The 16,788-nt window shown below is 43.2% G+C and carries 15 protein-coding genes; 1 reads left to right on the top strand and 14 read right to left on the bottom strand.

Features of this window, described 5'->3' with window-relative positions; all coding sequences use genetic code 11:
• Nucleotides 1–212 precede the first annotated feature (212 nt).
• The 4 genes from H9647_RS05160 to cymR all read right to left on the bottom strand — a co-directional run bounded on the left by H9647_RS05160 (nt 213) and on the right by cymR (nt 2,694).
• On the bottom strand, nt 213–422 hold the full coding sequence (locus H9647_RS05160; protein ID WP_191798714.1) for a hypothetical protein: 210 nt from the start codon (nt 420–422) through the stop codon (nt 213–215).
• 11 nt (nt 423–433) lie between these two features.
• On the bottom strand, nt 434–955 hold the full coding sequence (locus tag H9647_RS05155; RefSeq protein WP_191798713.1) for a PRC-barrel domain-containing protein: 522 nt from the start codon (nt 953–955) through the stop codon (nt 434–436).
• Nucleotides 956–1,108: 153 nt separating this feature from the next.
• Nucleotides 1,109–2,275, bottom strand: a complete 1,167-nt coding sequence (locus tag H9647_RS05150; RefSeq protein ID WP_191798712.1) for a cysteine desulfurase family protein — start codon at nt 2,273–2,275, stop codon at nt 1,109–1,111.
• Nucleotides 2,275–2,694, bottom strand: coding sequence for a cysteine metabolism transcriptional regulator CymR (gene cymR, locus H9647_RS05145; RefSeq protein ID WP_191798711.1), 420 nt, complete (start codon nt 2,692–2,694; stop codon nt 2,275–2,277). Before cymR ends, H9647_RS05150 begins: the two co-directional genes overlap by 1 nt.
• A gap of 278 nt (nt 2,695–2,972) precedes the next feature.
• On the opposite strand from cymR, the gene mnmA reads away from it, so the two are divergent.
• Complete coding sequence (gene mnmA, locus H9647_RS05140; protein ID WP_404822584.1) at nt 2,973–4,103, top strand: tRNA 2-thiouridine(34) synthase MnmA; 1,131 nt, start codon at nt 2,973–2,975, stop codon at nt 4,101–4,103.
• Nucleotides 4,104–4,201: 98 nt separating this feature from the next.
• Here the strand turns inward: mnmA and H9647_RS05135 are convergent, their stop codons facing one another.
• The 10 genes from H9647_RS05135 to hisS form a co-directional block, all read right to left on the bottom strand.
• Entirely contained in the window at nt 4,202–4,741 is a 540-nt protein-coding gene (locus H9647_RS05135) for a PCYCGC motif-containing (lipo)protein (protein ID WP_191798710.1), read from the bottom strand.
• A 20-nt stretch (nt 4,742–4,761) separates the two neighbouring features.
• A complete protein-coding gene (gene crcB / locus H9647_RS05130; protein WP_191798709.1) occupies nt 4,762–5,151 on the bottom strand; it encodes a fluoride efflux transporter CrcB in 390 nt (129 codons plus the stop codon).
• Entirely contained in the window at nt 5,148–5,552 is a 405-nt protein-coding gene (gene crcB / locus H9647_RS05125; protein WP_191798708.1) for a fluoride efflux transporter CrcB, read from the bottom strand. Before crcB (H9647_RS05125) ends, crcB (H9647_RS05130) begins: the two co-directional genes overlap by 4 nt.
• Before the next feature lie 85 nt (nt 5,553–5,637).
• On the bottom strand, nt 5,638–6,957 hold the full coding sequence (locus H9647_RS05120) for a replication-associated recombination protein A (RefSeq protein WP_191798707.1): 1,320 nt from the start codon (nt 6,955–6,957) through the stop codon (nt 5,638–5,640).
• Between the two features lie 57 nt (nt 6,958–7,014).
• On the bottom strand, nt 7,015–7,206 hold the full coding sequence (locus tag H9647_RS05115) for a hypothetical protein (RefSeq protein WP_160034426.1): 192 nt from the start codon (nt 7,204–7,206) through the stop codon (nt 7,015–7,017).
• Between the two features lie 758 nt (nt 7,207–7,964).
• On the bottom strand, nt 7,965–10,133 hold the full coding sequence (locus H9647_RS05110; protein WP_191798706.1) for a HelD family protein: 2,169 nt from the start codon (nt 10,131–10,133) through the stop codon (nt 7,965–7,967).
• Nucleotides 10,134–10,330: 197 nt separating this feature from the next.
• Nucleotides 10,331–11,632, bottom strand: coding sequence for an NCS2 family permease (locus H9647_RS05105; protein ID WP_191798705.1), 1,302 nt, complete (start codon nt 11,630–11,632; stop codon nt 10,331–10,333).
• Between the two features lie 111 nt (nt 11,633–11,743).
• Nucleotides 11,744–12,496: a tRNA threonylcarbamoyladenosine dehydratase gene (locus H9647_RS05100; RefSeq protein WP_191798704.1), complete on the bottom strand. Its 753-nt coding sequence runs from the start codon at nt 12,494–12,496 to the stop codon at nt 11,744–11,746.
• Nucleotides 12,497–12,518: 22 nt separating this feature from the next.
• On the bottom strand, nt 12,519–14,297 hold the full coding sequence (gene aspS, locus H9647_RS05095; RefSeq protein ID WP_191798703.1) for an aspartate--tRNA ligase: 1,779 nt from the start codon (nt 14,295–14,297) through the stop codon (nt 12,519–12,521).
• 775 nt (nt 14,298–15,072) lie between these two features.
• Nucleotides 15,073–16,317 carry a histidine--tRNA ligase gene (gene hisS / locus H9647_RS05090; protein WP_191798702.1) on the bottom strand — a complete coding sequence of 415 codons (1,245 nt, stop codon included), beginning with the start codon at nt 16,315–16,317 and terminating at the stop codon, nt 15,073–15,075.
• Nucleotides 16,318–16,788: the final 471 nt, after the last annotated feature.

Genomic DNA, 16,788 nt, shown 5'->3' with positions numbered 1-16,788 from the left:
ACTGTAAAAATACAAAAACACTTGTACCGCTCGAAAGTCATCTCAAGCTGCGCAAGTGTTTCTATATAAAAAACAATTGTATTAATTGGAGTCTTCATCCTCCTATGTACCTTACCTACCTCTAAACAGAACTACTAAACCACAACCAAGTCATATATACGACTACGACAAAAGTGTGCCAGACCGTTTATAGAGGAAGTTATTAACAAAGGTTAAGGAGCTATATGCATTCCAGGGTACTCCTGAACGATCTCTTCTCCAAAGAAAAGATCGTCAAGCGAACTCAGTGTACCGTCTTCTTCGACTTGATACACCGACATTTTTTCTCCATTTACATTAAGTTCTATAAAGCATCCCCAACAATAGAATTGATGAGAACCAATTTTACCTATATCTTTTGAATTACAATTTGGACATTTCATTACATTTCCACCTATCCGTTTACAGAATGAATAGCATCTACTAAATGCTGCTCGCTTGCCGTAGGAACTACGACTGTATGTTCACCTATCTTCATTTCATCCGTGCGAGGCAACCATTTTCGACCTTCCATCAGATCCATTACAAATCCATCACTGATTTCGAGTCCTAGTATATTTTTCCCCATTTTTTGGTCAAAATAAACATCGGTAATCCGTCCGAGTTGCAGACCTTCCTGCGTTATCACCGTCATATCCCTGAGTTTATGATGTCCTTTTAAATAATTATATTTTATGTTGTCAGCATCCGTTTTACGGACAGCCTGTTTGTTTCGAATCATCACAGCATCGTTGCCATAAGCAAGGATGTCTTCCCAAGACACCGTTTTGACTTGTTTAGAAAAAAAACCTCTTCCATCCAATTCAATTCCGGTGAGTTGCCAATCTGTTGTTAGAGTAAAATCGCATATTTTGCCGATCTTCTTACCTTCTTCGATATCAAATACGGCAAGTCCAATCATTTCTTGAAGTTTCATGACAGGATTATCCCTTCCATCACCTAAAGTCAATTATGAAACAGTATGTTCACCTTAGTATGCACAAGAAACCATATTAAGATTAACAACTCTTTCATTCGGCTGGTGACAACAGACGCATAATCCCTCCTCTGTCCCTATACAAGGAAACCCTTACGCTCTTTTACGCAAGCGTTTCAGAATGGTTCCAACTTTTTTTGCCGTATATTCCAAATCATTTTTACTATTACCCAAACCAAAGCTAAATCGAATCGCTGAATCCATAACTTCTTTTGGCAAATTCATAGCTTCAAGGACATGAGAGCGTTCAAGAGAACCAGATGTACAGGCTGAGCCGCTTGCCGCAGCAATACCTTCCACATCCAAATTCATCAGCATCGTTTCTGTTTTCACTTCTGGAAAACTGACATTCACAATATGTGATACCGTTTGCTGTGGGTGTCCGTTTACAACGACCGCATTTTCTCCTGCTTCTTTTTGTAGCTCTTCAATAAAAAATTGGCGCAGCGCTGCATCCTGAAGCATCCGTTCCCCCATCGTCTTCTCCAGGAGTTCCATTGCTTTAGCGAAACCGGCGATCCCTGCCATATTTTCTGTACCCGCACGACGCTTGCGTTCCTGTAGCCCGCCATGGGCCATTGGCTCAAGCTTCATTCCTTTACGAACATACAACAGTCCAATCCCTTGAGGTCCGTTGATTTTGTGAGCGGAAAAACTCATCAAATCTACAGGCAGCTGATGCAAATGTATTGGAATAGATCCGAGTGCTTGAACGGCATCCACATGAAAAGGAATGTCGTGAGCTTTTGCAATCTTGCCAATCTCCTCAATGTTTTGGACCGTACCTACTTCATTATTAACATACATGATGCTAATTAAAACCGTATCTGGTCTGATTGCTGCCTCTACGTCAGCAATGTCGATCATTCCATAAGAGTCAACAGGGAGATAAGTAACTTCATATCCTTGCTTCTCAAGTGATGCAAGGGCATGAAGCACAGCATGATGCTCGATTTGACTCGTAATAATATGCTTGCCTTTATCCAGCGCAGCAGCTGCTGTACCAAAAATGGCTAAATTATCACTTTCTGTCCCCCCGGAAGTAAACACAAGTTCGTCCGGAGAAGAGCCCAAATAAGCCGCCATCTTATCCCTAGCTTCACTTACGGAACGCTTTGCGGCACGCCCGAAAGCGTGCACGCTTGATGCGTTACCGAACTGTCCAGTCATTACCTCAAACATTGCAGTGGCAACTTCTGGATGCACAGGAGTAGATGCAGCATGATCCAAGTAGATATTCACTTTCACTTCACCCCGCATTAAATATAGAACATATAGTTATCCGCGTCAGATTTCTCTTTATAAGATATCAGATCTTGTAACGTAGTCGAATCGAGCACATCTGCAATGCTGTTGCGGATGCGGATCCATAAATCACGTTTAGCTGGATCATCTTCTTCCGTGAAATCAACAGGTGAAATCGGTCCTTCAAGTACGCGTATTACATCTCCTGCTGTAATCGTGTAAGGTTCACGAGCTAAAATATATCCGCCGTACGCACCACGAATACTTTTTACGAGTCCCGCATTACGAAGAGGAGCTATGAGTTGCTCTAGATAATGTTCTGAAAGTTGATTTTTCTCTGCAATACTCTTCAGTGAAGTCGGCCCTTCGCCAAAACGACCAGAGAGTTCCATCATAATTGTTAATCCATAACGGCCTTTGGTTGATATTTTCAAAGTAGGTACACCTCATTAATTTATAGTCATTTGTTTGTTATATCAGTAAAAGTCTCTTTGTCTTTTTCTATATTTAACCAATCCACTCTATTCCGATCATAACCCTTTGATAATGGTAACATAAGAACGGTGAATATGGAAAATAAACCTTGACGATAATAGTAAAAATGTCCGTCCTGGAAGGACATAAACACAACTTTTCCATTCTATCGTAAGTTAACCACGAATGTGTTACAATAAAACGCGTAAAAACATTCTAATTAAAGATGGTGATGACGATGTCTAACGACAACAAAAACACCCGCGTCATCGTCGGCATGTCGGGAGGCGTTGATTCCTCCGTCACAGCACTGCTACTCAAAGAGCAGGGTTACGACGTCATCGGTATTTTCATGAAAAACTGGGACGACACCGATGAATTCGGACACTGCACGGCAGAAGATGATGCGGAAGATGTCCGCCGCGTCTGTGAACAACTGGATATCCCTTATTATACAGTTAACTTCGAGAAGGAATATTTTGATAAAGTATTTTCCTATTTCCTCGATGAATATAAGTCCGGACGGACACCGAATCCTGATGTCATGTGCAACCGCGAGATCAAGTTTGGAGAGTTCCTTAACAAAGCGCTTGATCTTGGCGCAGATTATGTGGCAACAGGACATTATGCAAGACTCATTCAAGAAGATGGGAAATACACACTTCTTCGCGGTGTAGACAATAACAAGGACCAAACCTACTTCCTTAATGCCCTCAGTCAAGAACAGCTTTCAAAAGCGATGTTCCCTATCGGGCACCTTCCTAAGCCGGAAGTTCGCCGCTTAGCGGAGCAGGCAGGTTTATATACTGCTAAGAAAAAAGACAGTACAGGCGTATGCTTTATAGGTGAACGCAATTTCAAAGAATTCCTTTCTGGTTATTTGCCAGCAAAATCAGGTGACATGGTTGATATCGAAAGTGGTGAAGTAAAAGGCCGTCACGACGGACTCATGTACTACACCCTCGGACAACGTCAAGGTCTGGGTATCGGTGGTTCCGGTAACGGACAACCTTGGTTTGTAGCTGACAAAGATCTTGAGAAGAACATTCTTTACGTCGTTCAAGGTGATCAGCATCCTAGTCTGTATTCAACAGGACTCATCGCGACAGATGTGAACTGGATTGCTGGCAGCGATCAAACACCGAAGGAACCATTCCATTGCACTGCCAAATTCAGATATCGTCAGCCTGATCAAGGTGTTACTCTGACATGGCGTGAAGACGGTACAGTTCATGTTGCTTTTGATCAACAGCAAAAAGCGATTACCCCGGGACAAGCCGTTGTTTTCTATGATGGTGATGTTTGTCTTGGAGGCGGAACGATCGATAAAGTTGAAAAAGTACCATACGAGTCTAACATTCTCGCATAAAACAGAATTCTAAAATAAAAGCCATCCTTCATGTATTACCATGAAGGATGGCTTTTTTCCTGCCTAAATGAAGAATCATTTTTCATTTATGATAAATATCATACTTCCGGGATCGAAGTTGGCGTTGGTTTCGCATACCCTTCCTTATAGGTTGCCTCCATTGCCTCACGAATTTCAAGGAGAGAACTCCCTTCATGCGCCATTTTTGCTGAAGAAACAGCGATATCAAGACAAACATTACATCTTGTACCATGGTCGTCCCATACAACGGCTCCGTCTTCTTCTATCTCCTTAATAAAACAGTTCAAGTTACTTTTATGCCCCGCGCTTTCGCCACAACCGCAATAACAAGGGATAAATTCCAGTACATCTGCATACTGAGCAGACAGTAGATAAATGTTACGCATTTCTTCTGATTGTCCATCAAGAAAAGCAGGAAGATCTTTTTGCGAGTCTGTCCTCTCCTGAATATCTCCGTTTGCTGAGACACTATGATGATGACCGCTATGTTCCTGATTTGAATCCACATTAGTATTCTGAGTCGTTGAGACTGTTTTTGTCCCTGCTTCTCCGTTTCCACATCCCGACAATAAAACGGATAATACCATTACACCTGACAACCATGCCTTATGCTTCATCTGTTCCTCCTTGGAAAATCCTATCCCTTATGAATGAAGATGCCGACAACCCAAATTCCGAACCAGGCAGCAATAAGTCCTAACGTAACGGAACTGATCACATACAAGCAAGCTTTGCGTAACTTATTTGCAGTGATCAGCTGCATCGTTTCATATCCAAATGTGGAGAACGTGGTATACGCTCCGCAAAATCCAACGCCAAGTAAGGCCCACCATAAAGAGGTTAATAGCTCTGCTTTTGATAGACCGAACAATAAACCGAGCAAGAAGGATCCGCTAATATTAATAACCCACGTTCCCAGAGGAAATGGATGCGGTGATTGACCGCCTGCCCTTTTCATAATGTAACGTCCCAGCGTGTACCTCATAATAGCTCCAGCAATCCCGCCCAATCCTGCTAACCAAATCATAAACTATTCTCCTTGGCTAAGCGGCTTAAACTCATCCGTTCCCCTATTTTTATACCGAGGAAGCTCATGAGCAGCCCAATAACGACACTGAGCAAAATATAGCTTACTGCCAGCACTACTTGACGATCTTGGAGCAGCTGAATACTATCTATCGAGAAAGTAGAAAAGGTTGTAAAGGCACCCGTAAAGCCCGTACCGATAAGTAATCTCCATTCAGCAGGAATTCGCCATTTCACAGGGGTTATGGTGAAAAACCACCCTAGAAAAAAACACCCTGCTAGATTGATCATCAGCACCGCTAGTGGAAAATTAGCAGATGCAGGTTCCAGCCACAACTGAACTCCATACCTAAGAACCGTGCCCAGAAACCCACCTGCTCCTACATATATCAGCTCTCTCATAACTCCAAATTTCTCCTCTATACACATTGCTAGGGCTAGAACCAAAACAAAAATATCCTTACGCCCGTCCTATTCATAATTCTATTCAACGTCCTTGATTGCGTATACGTCTACGGTCTTGATTAACTTTAATCTTCGCTTCATTCCCTTGTTCCGATGCTTCATAGAAAACGTAATTGCTGATTTCATTAGGCAAATATTGCTGCTCCACATAATGACCTGGAAAATTATGCGGATATTGATATCCGACATGACCGAGCTTGATTGAACCTTTGTAATGACCATCTCTCAGGTGCAAAGGAACATCGGCTGACTTCAGGTCCTCAATTGCATTCATCGCGCTTGATATGGCCGTATATACTCGGTTAGATTTTGGACTTTCCACAGCAAACAGTATAGCCTGCGCAATATTCAGTTTCGCTTCGGGCCAGCCGTTATTTCGGTAGGCATCCAGTGCAGCAACAGCCTGTACCATTGCATTTGGACTAGCAAGTCCAATATCTTCACTGCTTGCCGCAATCAGTCTGCGAATAAACACCATCGGGTCCATACCAAGTTTCTCTACTGCATATAAAAACCAGAATAAGGCGGCATCACTTGATCCGCGGATGCTTTTATGAAAGGCAGATAAAACGTCATACTGGGTTGACTCGTCCGCTTTTACAATCGGTCGGCGTATCGATTCCTCCGCTACCGCAAGCGTAATATGCACCGTTCCGTCCTGCTGGGGAGGCGTAGTGAGTGCCGCCAGTTCAAGAGCATTGAGTGCTCTTCGAATATCCCCATTCGCCATCGTCGCAATGTGAAGAAGAGCTTCATCATCGGCTGCAAGATCCATGAATCCAAGCCCTTTTTCGGGATCCTTTAGCGCTCTTTTCATCGCTTCCAAAGAATGTTCCTTCGTTAAAGATTCCAGCTGGAACAAAGTCGAGCGGCTGAGGAGGGCCCCATTTACATAGTGAAAAGGATTCTCCGTTGTTGCCCCGATAAAAATAATCGTTCCTTTCTCAACTGCAGGTAGGAGTGCATCCTGCCTTGAGCTGTTAAAACGGTGGACTTCATCCAAAAACAAGATCGTCTTCGTTCCATACATTGCTTTATTATTCTGGGCTTGTTCTATCACTTCGCGAACATCTTTAACCGTTGCATCAACCGCATTAAGACGAACGAAATGTCCCTTTGTATGATGTGAAATAATGTGTGCAAGTGTTGTTTTTCCGCAGCCAGGCGGTCCATACAGAAGAATGGAAGATACCTGGTCTGCTTCAATTGCTCGTCTAAGCAGCTTCCCAGGTCCTACGATATGTTCCTGACCAATATATTCATCTAAGTTCTGTGGCCGCATCCGGTCAGCAAGAAGCCTTGCTTTCGGCTCTGAGTCCTGACTAAACGAGAATAAATCCATGATGCATTCACTTCCTTTACTTACTTAAGAGCTTAACACCCTATCTTCCTCTATCTTCTATGATAACATACTGCCTTCTTGAACTTGTTCTTCTGGCAATACATATACATTCTGAATGGGAACCGAAGGTCCATATTGTTTACGAATCACTTTTCTTGCTTCTATGGCAGTTCTAGCTTTTACAATCGTTTCCTTCGTTTGACCGCCTGCTTCTGTAATAACGACATACCTTTTGGCGCCACATCTCATGAGAACACCTCCATATCAAACTTATTTTTTAACATTCCAGTTCAGCGGCATGAAACCCTTTTTTATATGGTAATATTAGTTAATCCAAACAAAGTAAATGAGGGATTGGTTTATGCAAATTTCAAAATATTATCCCATCACTACAGCCCTATCCATTAATATCATTCTATTAGGTCGTTTTTTTCTATCTTACCACTATGATAAAGAAATCCTCTTGTTAGAATATAGTGTCTGTTTTGTAATAACTGTTACTCTTTTATCTATTTACTTTATGAGAAAATACCGTGACCAAAAAAACGATGTTTTGACAGTTCAGATGGTTGCGTCTGAGATGAGGAATTTTTGGCTAAATTTAGTCATATCCATTTTTGGATTAGCAACAAGTGCTATACAAATTTATTCTACAGTCATCTATCATGACTCGATACCCTTGTTGAGAGAACTTGGATCAAAGTCACAAGAACACATTATTACTGATATCATATTCACCATATTACTCCACTCCTACTTCATTGTAATATGGTTCGTGAATCTTATTCGGCTCTATTTTAACCATCGGGAGCTACAACGTAAAAAGCATCAAGCTATACTGCCCCCACTTCAAGAATCACGAGAGGACGAGTAAAATGACTAAAAAACATTTCAACTTTAGCTCTAAAACAAAAAAGCTGAGGGCGATGCATAGCTCTCATAAATGAGATTATGATTTTCCCTCCAGCTTTTTTTATTAGAGACATCCAATCCAGGCATGAAGCAGCTTATTCGCTTGGCCAGCCGTGTGTTACCACTTCTTTGGCTTCTTGCTCCACATAAACGGGACGCTCACTACCATTCATAAGCCACAACTCGTGGAGTGCACGGGTACATCCTACATACAGTAGTTTCGCATCCCAGGAGCTGTTTCCATAGTGATCCTGATCGGCATCAGCTACAATCACAGCGTCAAATTCAAGCCCTTTTGATAAATACACAGGTAATACAGAGTAACCGCCCTCGTACTGCTTTTTCCCATCATCAATTAAATTCACTTCTACTCCAGAGCTTTTCAGCTCCTCGTATAATTCCCTTGCTTCATGAAGGGTACGAGTCACAATGGAAACCGTTCTGTACTCCTTATCGATTAGATGCTGCATTGCCTTTTGAAGAGCGTTCTTTCTTGAATCCTCTCCATAATCGATAAGTCTGACCCCGTCACCGCTCCGGAACACGGGAACCGCTGTAATGCCGCTTTGTACCCCTTTTTCGAGAATCGTATTCGCAAACTCAATAATCTCCATTGTAGATCGGTAACTTCGAGTAAGCGCAAAGTAATCATTATGTTCTTCGGCAAAAAGCTGGCTTATCTCTTCCCAACGGTGAACTCCCCGGTACGCATGAATTCCTTGTGACAAATCACCAAGAATCGTAAACGAATGGCCCTTCACAAACAGATCCAATAATGCGATCTGAAACGGCGAGAAATCTTGTGCTTCATCGATAACAACATGATCAAAACGCTGTTCGCCAGAAATTTCATTGACGAGTACGTGTAAGTAAACCAATGCAGGAAGGTCCTCTTCTCGCACCACATTTTGCTTGAGATCAGCTGCCGTCGATTTCAATACCGATTGTGGAATCTGCTTCCGAATTTCGTCCGGAATGACACTTCCGCCTTTAGCTACCTTAAATATATGTTTATACAAAGTAAGCGGCTCATATTTGGGCCATTTATTTGCGTATGCTTTTTCTCTTGCTGATGCTTTTTTCTTTCTCTCTTTCTGCACTGCTGCAGAAGGGGCTTTCTTCAGTTCCATCTCGATCCAGCGGTGGATACGGGCCATCACCCGTTCTTTTCGCTTGGCAAGGGGATAAGGTTTATATTCCTCTTCAAACCATTTGATAATCTCTGCACGCGGCAGCACCTTCCCATCCCATGGAGAGAAATCCATATCAGGAACCGAGGTCATCTCCATCTGCTCTATACAGCTACGCAAGATGTCCATGAACTTCATTGAACCCTTAAACCTACCTGGAACTTCATCTGTAATCTCAGGTAGCTCTCCTTCTCTTTCAAACCAATAATCCAGTGTCTCTGTCGTATCTGCAAGCCGTAAATCAAGGTTTAGCACCTGAAGAGCCCAGTCCGAAAATGTACTTTGCTGAATATCCCCGACACCCAGTTCAGGCAATACATTAGAAATATAATCAAGGAACATATTATTGGGTGCAAATATAATCATCTTATCTGCCGATACTTGTTCTTTATACTGATACAGTAAAAAAGCAAGTCTGTGCAAAGCAACGGTAGTCTTACCACTTCCCGCAACCCCTTGTATGATCAGCGCTGTATTCCGTGCTGCCCGAATGATCCGGTCCTGTTCAGCCTGAATCGTAGATACAATGTCACGCAGTTTATTATCTTTATTCTCACCTAGTCGGTAAACGAGAAACTCATCCGATACAGCCGGCTGATCACTATCCCGATTATAGGTATCTGCCACACGTTCTAAAATTTGTTGTCTTATGACGATATTTCGTTTTAGATATACAAGTCCTTCTATGATCCCTTCTGGAGATTCATACTCTGCAGGCCCTTCTCCCCCCGTAAAGGAATAAAAAAGACTTGCTATAGGGGCACGCCAATCGATTACGAGCGGCTGGTCTGTATAATCTTCCCGATCTACACCAACCTTGCCAATGTACAGCGGCTTCATCTTGTTTGTGCCTTGTTCTTCAAAATCAAGACGTCCGAAATAGGGCTCTTTTACAATTTTGGAAAGACGCTGACGGCGCTCTTCTCGGCCTGCTTCAAGCACTTGCTCTGTAAAGTCATGCCCTGTATACACAGGTATAGACTTAAACTTAGCGAGCTGCCGGTCTACTTCCTTCATTGTGTTTTTCAGCCTCTGTTCTTCTTCTTGATAGGCACTTTGAAACGTTTCCTCCATGTTCAGTTACCTCCTAAGAATTGTATTTGCATTCGGACGTTTATCCGTACCGCAAAAGGAGTATCAATATAACACAATTGATGGAAAAAAGCTATTTTGTTTTCCTGCCCCTAAATGCATAAAGAAAGAAGCCTTGCCACTTAAGGCGAAGCTTCCTTATTATCCATTTTACAGCTTATTTAAGTTATGAAATTGATTCACAAGAGTGCATAAATAATAAAGTTGAGTAAAAACAGAGCCGCAATTCCATACATGACTTTAGGTACTTCTTTTGCTTTTCCAGCAGCGATTTTCGCTACGGGGTATGCAATAAAGCCGAAAGCCATCCCATCTACAATACTGTATGTGAACGGAATCATCACCATAATTAAAAATGCCGGAAAAGCTTCCGTGTATTCGGAAAAATTTATATCTTTTACGCTCTGTACCATAAGTCCACCGATCACAATTAGAATTGGAGCAATTGCACTATCGGGAATCAACGTAAGAACAGGAATGAAGAAAAATGTCGCACAGAAAAGTATGGCAGTCGTAAACGATGTCAGTCCGGTTCTTCCCCCAGCAGCGATGCCTGCCGTTGTTTCCGCAGCAGCTACGACAGGACTTGTTCCAAAAATACCGGCAACCACATTCGTAATGGAAAGAGCACGCAGACTCCCAGGGAATGTTTCAGGCCGGCCAATAATACTCGTGTGAGATGCAATCAGTCCAATGTTCTCGAAGACGACAATAAGCAATAGTAAAAATACAGCAATCCAAAAAGATAACTGTACAAGTCCTCCAAATGACAACTCAGCGAAGAGCTGGCCATATTGCTGAAGAGGTTCTGCCGCCGACATCATTTGTGCAGGAAGTTCCGCAGCTCCGAGCAGATAAGCAAGGGCCGTTCCCGATACCATACTAATTAGTAGACCTCCAGGCACATTTCGAACAAATAGAACAAACGCGAGCAGTAAAGTTATACAGGCAGTCAGCACTCCTGGGTCATCAAAATGTCCGATCGTAACAAATGTCGTTTGATGTGCAACCACGATCCCGCTCTTCTGTAGCCCGATAAACGTAAGGAAGAGTCCAATCCCTACTGTAATTCCATGTTGCAGATTGTGCGGTATTGCCTCACTGATCACTTTATATAGACTCGTAAAAGCAACCACGGCAAACAAGATCCCAGTTACGGTAACTACAGCAAGCGCTTCTTGCCAGCTCAAATTCATAGAGTGAACAAGCGTATACGTAAAAAACGCATTAATCCCCATACCCGGAACGACAATAATAGGTGATTTACCGATAAAAGCCATCAGTAAACATCCTGCAATGGAAGTCAGAAGCGTACCTACCATTGCTGCCTGCAGCGGCATTCCCGCATCCGCCAGAATAGAAGCATTAACCATCACAATATACACAATGGCAAAATACGAGATGACTCCCGCGCCTATTTCTTTCTTTACTTCATCCTCCTGCCTCAATCCCAGAGAACGAGCCCAGCCATTTTGTTTCATGTTTATGTTCCTCTTTCCTTTCCCACATTCACCTATAGACATAGAAAAGCGTGAACACCAAGCGTTAAGTGTTCACGCGGATAAATCTAGTTTGTACATAGTTCTCTTACATTACACAGAAATGTCAGCGAGTAGATCACGAATGGCTTCACTGACCATAATAAGTCCAACTACAGGAGGGACATAAGCATTGCTTGCCGGAGGCTGTTTTGCTTTACGGATTTCAGGTGCATTTTCAGGAACAATCTTTTCAGTCACATCTTGACGTGGCTTCATTGGTTGTTCCGTAGAGAAAACGACTTTAACTCCTTTTTTAATCCCTTCCTCTTTACGAAGCTTATTGCGTATTACTCTTGCGATAGGATCCATTGATGTTTTAGAAATATCTGCAATCTCAAACTTGGTTGGATCCATTTTATTCGCTGCGCCCATACTAGAGATCATCGGAATGCCTCTCTTACGGCATTCTTTAATCAGATGGATTTTGTAAATAATCGTATCGGACGCATCCAGGACATAATCCAGATCGTATTTAAAAAGTTCTTCATATGTTTCGTCCGTGTAGAACATATTTAGTGCAATTGCATCACATTCTGGATTGATGAGTTTTACCCGATCTACCATTAGATCCGCCTTTTTCTGACCGATCGTTGTTGTCAGCGCGTGAATTTGACGATTAATATTCGTAATATCCACGACATCTTTATCGATTAGAATAATCCGTCCAACTCCCGATCTTGCCAGTGCTTCGACTGCCATAGAGCCTACGCCCCCGATTCCAAGAACAGCTACTGTGCTGTTCTTCAGTTTGTCGAGGCCTTCTGCTCCGATGGCAAGTTCCGTTCTAGAAAATTGATGTAGCATGGTGACTTTTTGTCCCCCTTACTTAATTCTTTTCTGCTTTGACTTTACGTGCCACTCGGATATGAAGTTGTTCGAGCTGTTTCGCATCCACTTCGGAAGGTGCATTCATGAGCAGATCTGTTGCGCTTGCTGTTTTCGGGAAAGCAATCGTTTCACGCAAGTTTGTGCGCCCTGCAAGAAGCATAACCAAACGGTCAAATCCAAATGCAATCCCGCCGTGTGGTGGTGTACCATATTCAAATGCTTCCATCAGATATCCAAACTTATCATTTGCTTCTTCTGGAGACAAACCAATTGCGTTAAACATTTTCTCTTGGATGTCACGTTTGTAAATACGCATTGAACCGCCGCCCACTTCATAACCATTCAGTACAAGGTCATAAGCTTGAGCGCGAATCTGACCTGGATCTGTGTCGAACAGGTGAAGGTCTTCATCTTTTGGACGTGTGAACGGATGGTGTTCCGCTACATAACGTTTTTCATCCTCATCATATCCAAGGAGAGGGAAGTCTACGACCCAAGCAAACTTAAATTTGTTTTCGTCAATCAGACCTAAGTCGCGGCCAATTTTCAAACGAAGCGCACCAAGTACATCCGCTACGACTTTTTTGTTATCCGCAGAGAATAACAGCAGGTCTCCATCTTCTGCGCCTGTACGTTCTCTAATCGCTTCAATTTCTTCAGGGGACATGAATTTCACGATTGGTCCTTTAAATTCCCCTTCTTTTACTTGAATCCATGCTAGTCCTTTAGCTCCATAACGAGCTGCATAAGGTCCAAGTTCATCGATCTCTTTACGCGTCCAAGTTCCGCAACCTTTCGCGTTCAAGCATTTTACTTCTCCGCCTTTTTCAATAACAGAAGCAAATACTTTCACACCGCTTGTGGACACAATATCATTCATCTCTACAAGTTCTAGACCGAAACGAAGATCTGGTTTATCTGAACCGTATTTTCCGATTGCATCCGCATAAGTAATACGCTGGAAAGGAGTTTCCAGTTCAATTCCTTTTGTTTCACGGAACAATTTAACCATCAATTCTTCCATCATTGGGAGCAAATCATCCTGTTGTAAGAAGGAAGTTTCGATATCGACTTGTGTAAATTCAGGTTGACGGTCCGCACGAAGATCTTCGTCACGGAAACAACGAGCGATTTGGTAGTAACGCTCAAGTCCGCTCACCATTAACAGCTGTTTGTAGATTTGTGGAGATTGTGGAAGAGCGAAGAACTCTCCATCATGTACACGGCTTGGTACCAAATAGTCACGCGCACCTTCTGGTGAACTTTTCGTCAGGATTGGTGTTTCTACTTCAACAAAGTCTTGCGTGTCTAGGAAGTCACGGAATACTTTCGCTGCTTTTGAACGCAGTTTAAGCGTTTTTTGCATTTCAGGACGACGCAAGTCCATATAGCGATATTTTAGTCGCAGAGATTCATCAACTTCAATCCCATCTTCAATGAAGAATGGAGGTGTTTTTGCTGCATTCAGTACTTCGATTTCTGTGATTTGCACTTCAATTTGCCCAGTCGGCAAGTTTGCATTAACTGTTTCTTCGTCACGTTTCACTACGGTTCCTGATACTGCAATAACATACTCGGAACGAACGCGATCTGCGATACTCAGCGCTTCACCAGAATATGCCGGGTTAAATACAACCTGTACAATACCACTGCGGTCACGCAGGTCAATAAAAAGGACGCCTCCCAAGTCACGGCGAGTTTGTACCCATCCGTTCAGTGTAACGGTTTGTCCAATATGTTCGGTCGTAAGCGTACCGCAATAATGACTTCTTTTCATTTGTGATTGCTCCCTTATAGTTATAATGCACCCACCTAAATCCTCCCTGACAGGGAGGACCCCAGAGGGCGCTGCCCTCTGGACACCCGGAACTAGCGAACTGATCTCAGGTAGTGGATGGTAGAAAAAACTTACGTTTGCGGAAGGAGTCGCTGCTTGCCTTGCGTACTTGCTTTGCAAATACGCCGTCGCAGCTTCCATGCGCTAATACGCCTTCGGCGGATATACTGCTTAGCTTCGCTCGAAGCCGATAAGATCTAAAGAGTTTAAACCCTTGTAGCCTTCGGCGTGTTCTACTCCGCTTCGCTTGGAGCAGTAAGGGCGTAGAGCCAGACCTTTAGCCTTCGGCGTATTCTGTCCTGCTTCGCTTGGGGCAGTAAAGGCAAGTGACTTAGGCCCTTAGCCTTCGGCGTGATTTGCTCTGCTTCGCTTAGAGCAGTAAGGGCAAGTGATCTGGACCCTTAGCCTTCGGCGTACTCTACTCTGCTTCGCTTAGAGCAGTAAAGGCAAGTGATTTAGACCCTTAGCCTTCGGCGTGTTCTGCTCTGCTCTGCTTCGCTTAGAGCAGTAAGGGCAAGTGATCTAGACCTTTAGCCTTCGGCGTGTTCTGCTCTGCTTCGCTTAGAGCAGTAAAGGCAAGTGATCTAGACCCTTAGCCTTCGGCGTGTTCTGCTCTGCTTCGCTTGGAGCAGTAAAGGCAGGTGATTTAGACCCTTAGCCTTCGGCGTGTTCTGCTCTGCTTCGCATAGAGCTGTATATTAAGTTGTTGTAACTTCTAACGTAATACGGATTCGATATCTGTTAGTTTTACAACTTGTTGCTCACCGTTTTCCATCGACTTGATCGCAATTTCTCCACGCTCAAGTTCGTCATCACCAAGAATTGCAGTATAACGTGCTTTTAAGCGATCGGCAGATTTCATTTGAGCTTTCATTTTACGTCCCAAATAATCTCGTTCTGCACTGAAACCTGCTTGACGCAGTTTAAAGATTTGTTTTCCTACTTCATGTTCGGCAGCCTCACCTAAAGCTACAAAATAAACATCAAGTGGTTTGACCGCCTGCAAATCTACTCCCTGTTTATCAAGGATAAGTAAGATTCTTTCCAGTCCGATACCAAAACCAATACCTGGCTGATCTGGACCTCCTATACCAGCCACAAGACCGTTATATCGTCCGCCTCCGCCAATGGTATCAATTGCCCCAATTCCTTCGGCTTTGAGTTCAAACGCCGTCATAGTGTAATAATCTAAACCTCTTACTAAACGGTGATTGAGTGTATATGGAATCTCGATTTCATCCAAGAATTGTTGCACTTTTTTGAAATGAGTCATTTCCTCTTCACTAAGACTATCTAAAATAGAAGGTGCATCTGTAAATTTATCCTGATCCACTTTGCAATCCAGCACACGAAGCGGGTTACGCTCCATCCGAGATTGACAATCCTTACACAAGGTATCTTTCATTGGATTAAGGAAGCTAAGCAAAGTCTCACGGTACGCAGCACGGCTCTCTGCATTCCCTACAGAGTTTAGCTCTACGCTAACGCCCTGAAGTCCAAGTTCACGACAGAACTGATATCCAAGCGCAATAACCTCAGCATCAATTGCAGGATCTACAGCTCCGAACACCTCAACACCAAACTGGTGAAATTGACGCTGGCGGCCCGCTTGTGGACGCTCATAACGGAACATAGGTCCGGTGTAATACAATTTGGTTACATCCGGTTCTCCATACAACTTGTTCTCTACATAAGAACGAACGACACCCGCTGTTCCTTCGGGGCGAAGTGTCATACTGCGATCCCCTTTATCCCGGAACGTGTACATTTCTTTCTCTACAATATCCGTTGTTTCTCCTACTCCGCGTTCAAACAAGTTCGTTTGTTCAAAAATAGGAGTACGAATTTCGCGGTAGTTAAACCGTCTGCAGAGATCTCTTGCTTTCTCTTCGACATACTGCCACTTTTCTACGACACCTGGTAACAAATCCTGAGTTCCTGTCGGTTTTTGAAAAGCCATTTTCATCCCTCCACTATATCCTAATCAATCTTTATACAACAAAAAAATCTCCCGCACTGTTTCATTACTGAAACAGGGACGAGAGATTGCTGAATCGCAAGAATCTACCGTGGTACCACCCACATTTCGAAAGATGAACTAGCACACACCCTTTATACAGGCATGAAAAAAACTAGCCATTCATTCGCTTCAACGTGTAACGCTCGTCAGCGCGTAATGGCTACTCATACATATACGAACCCATCTAGGATTCCATATTTCTTTCGCCACTCGTTCTCGAGGAAGTCATTCGTCCGGTCATCATGAGAATCCTTCCAGCCAAAGGGATTCATCTCTAGGCATGTGGGGCACGGAGTACTTGGTCCTGTCATCGAATCATTTATATTATCTATTATTGTTCGATTGTAATGAACCCATACATCAAAGTCAAGCATTTCACATCATAAATTTACACAACAGGTGAGAGATATC

It is taken from the genome of Paenibacillus gallinarum (genome assembly GCF_014836635.1).
Taxonomy (GTDB): Bacteria; Bacillota; Bacilli; order Paenibacillales; family Paenibacillaceae; genus Paenibacillus; species Paenibacillus gallinarum.
The sequence above is the reverse complement of the archived record's forward strand: the minus strand, read 5'-3'. Positions and strand labels throughout refer to the sequence as shown.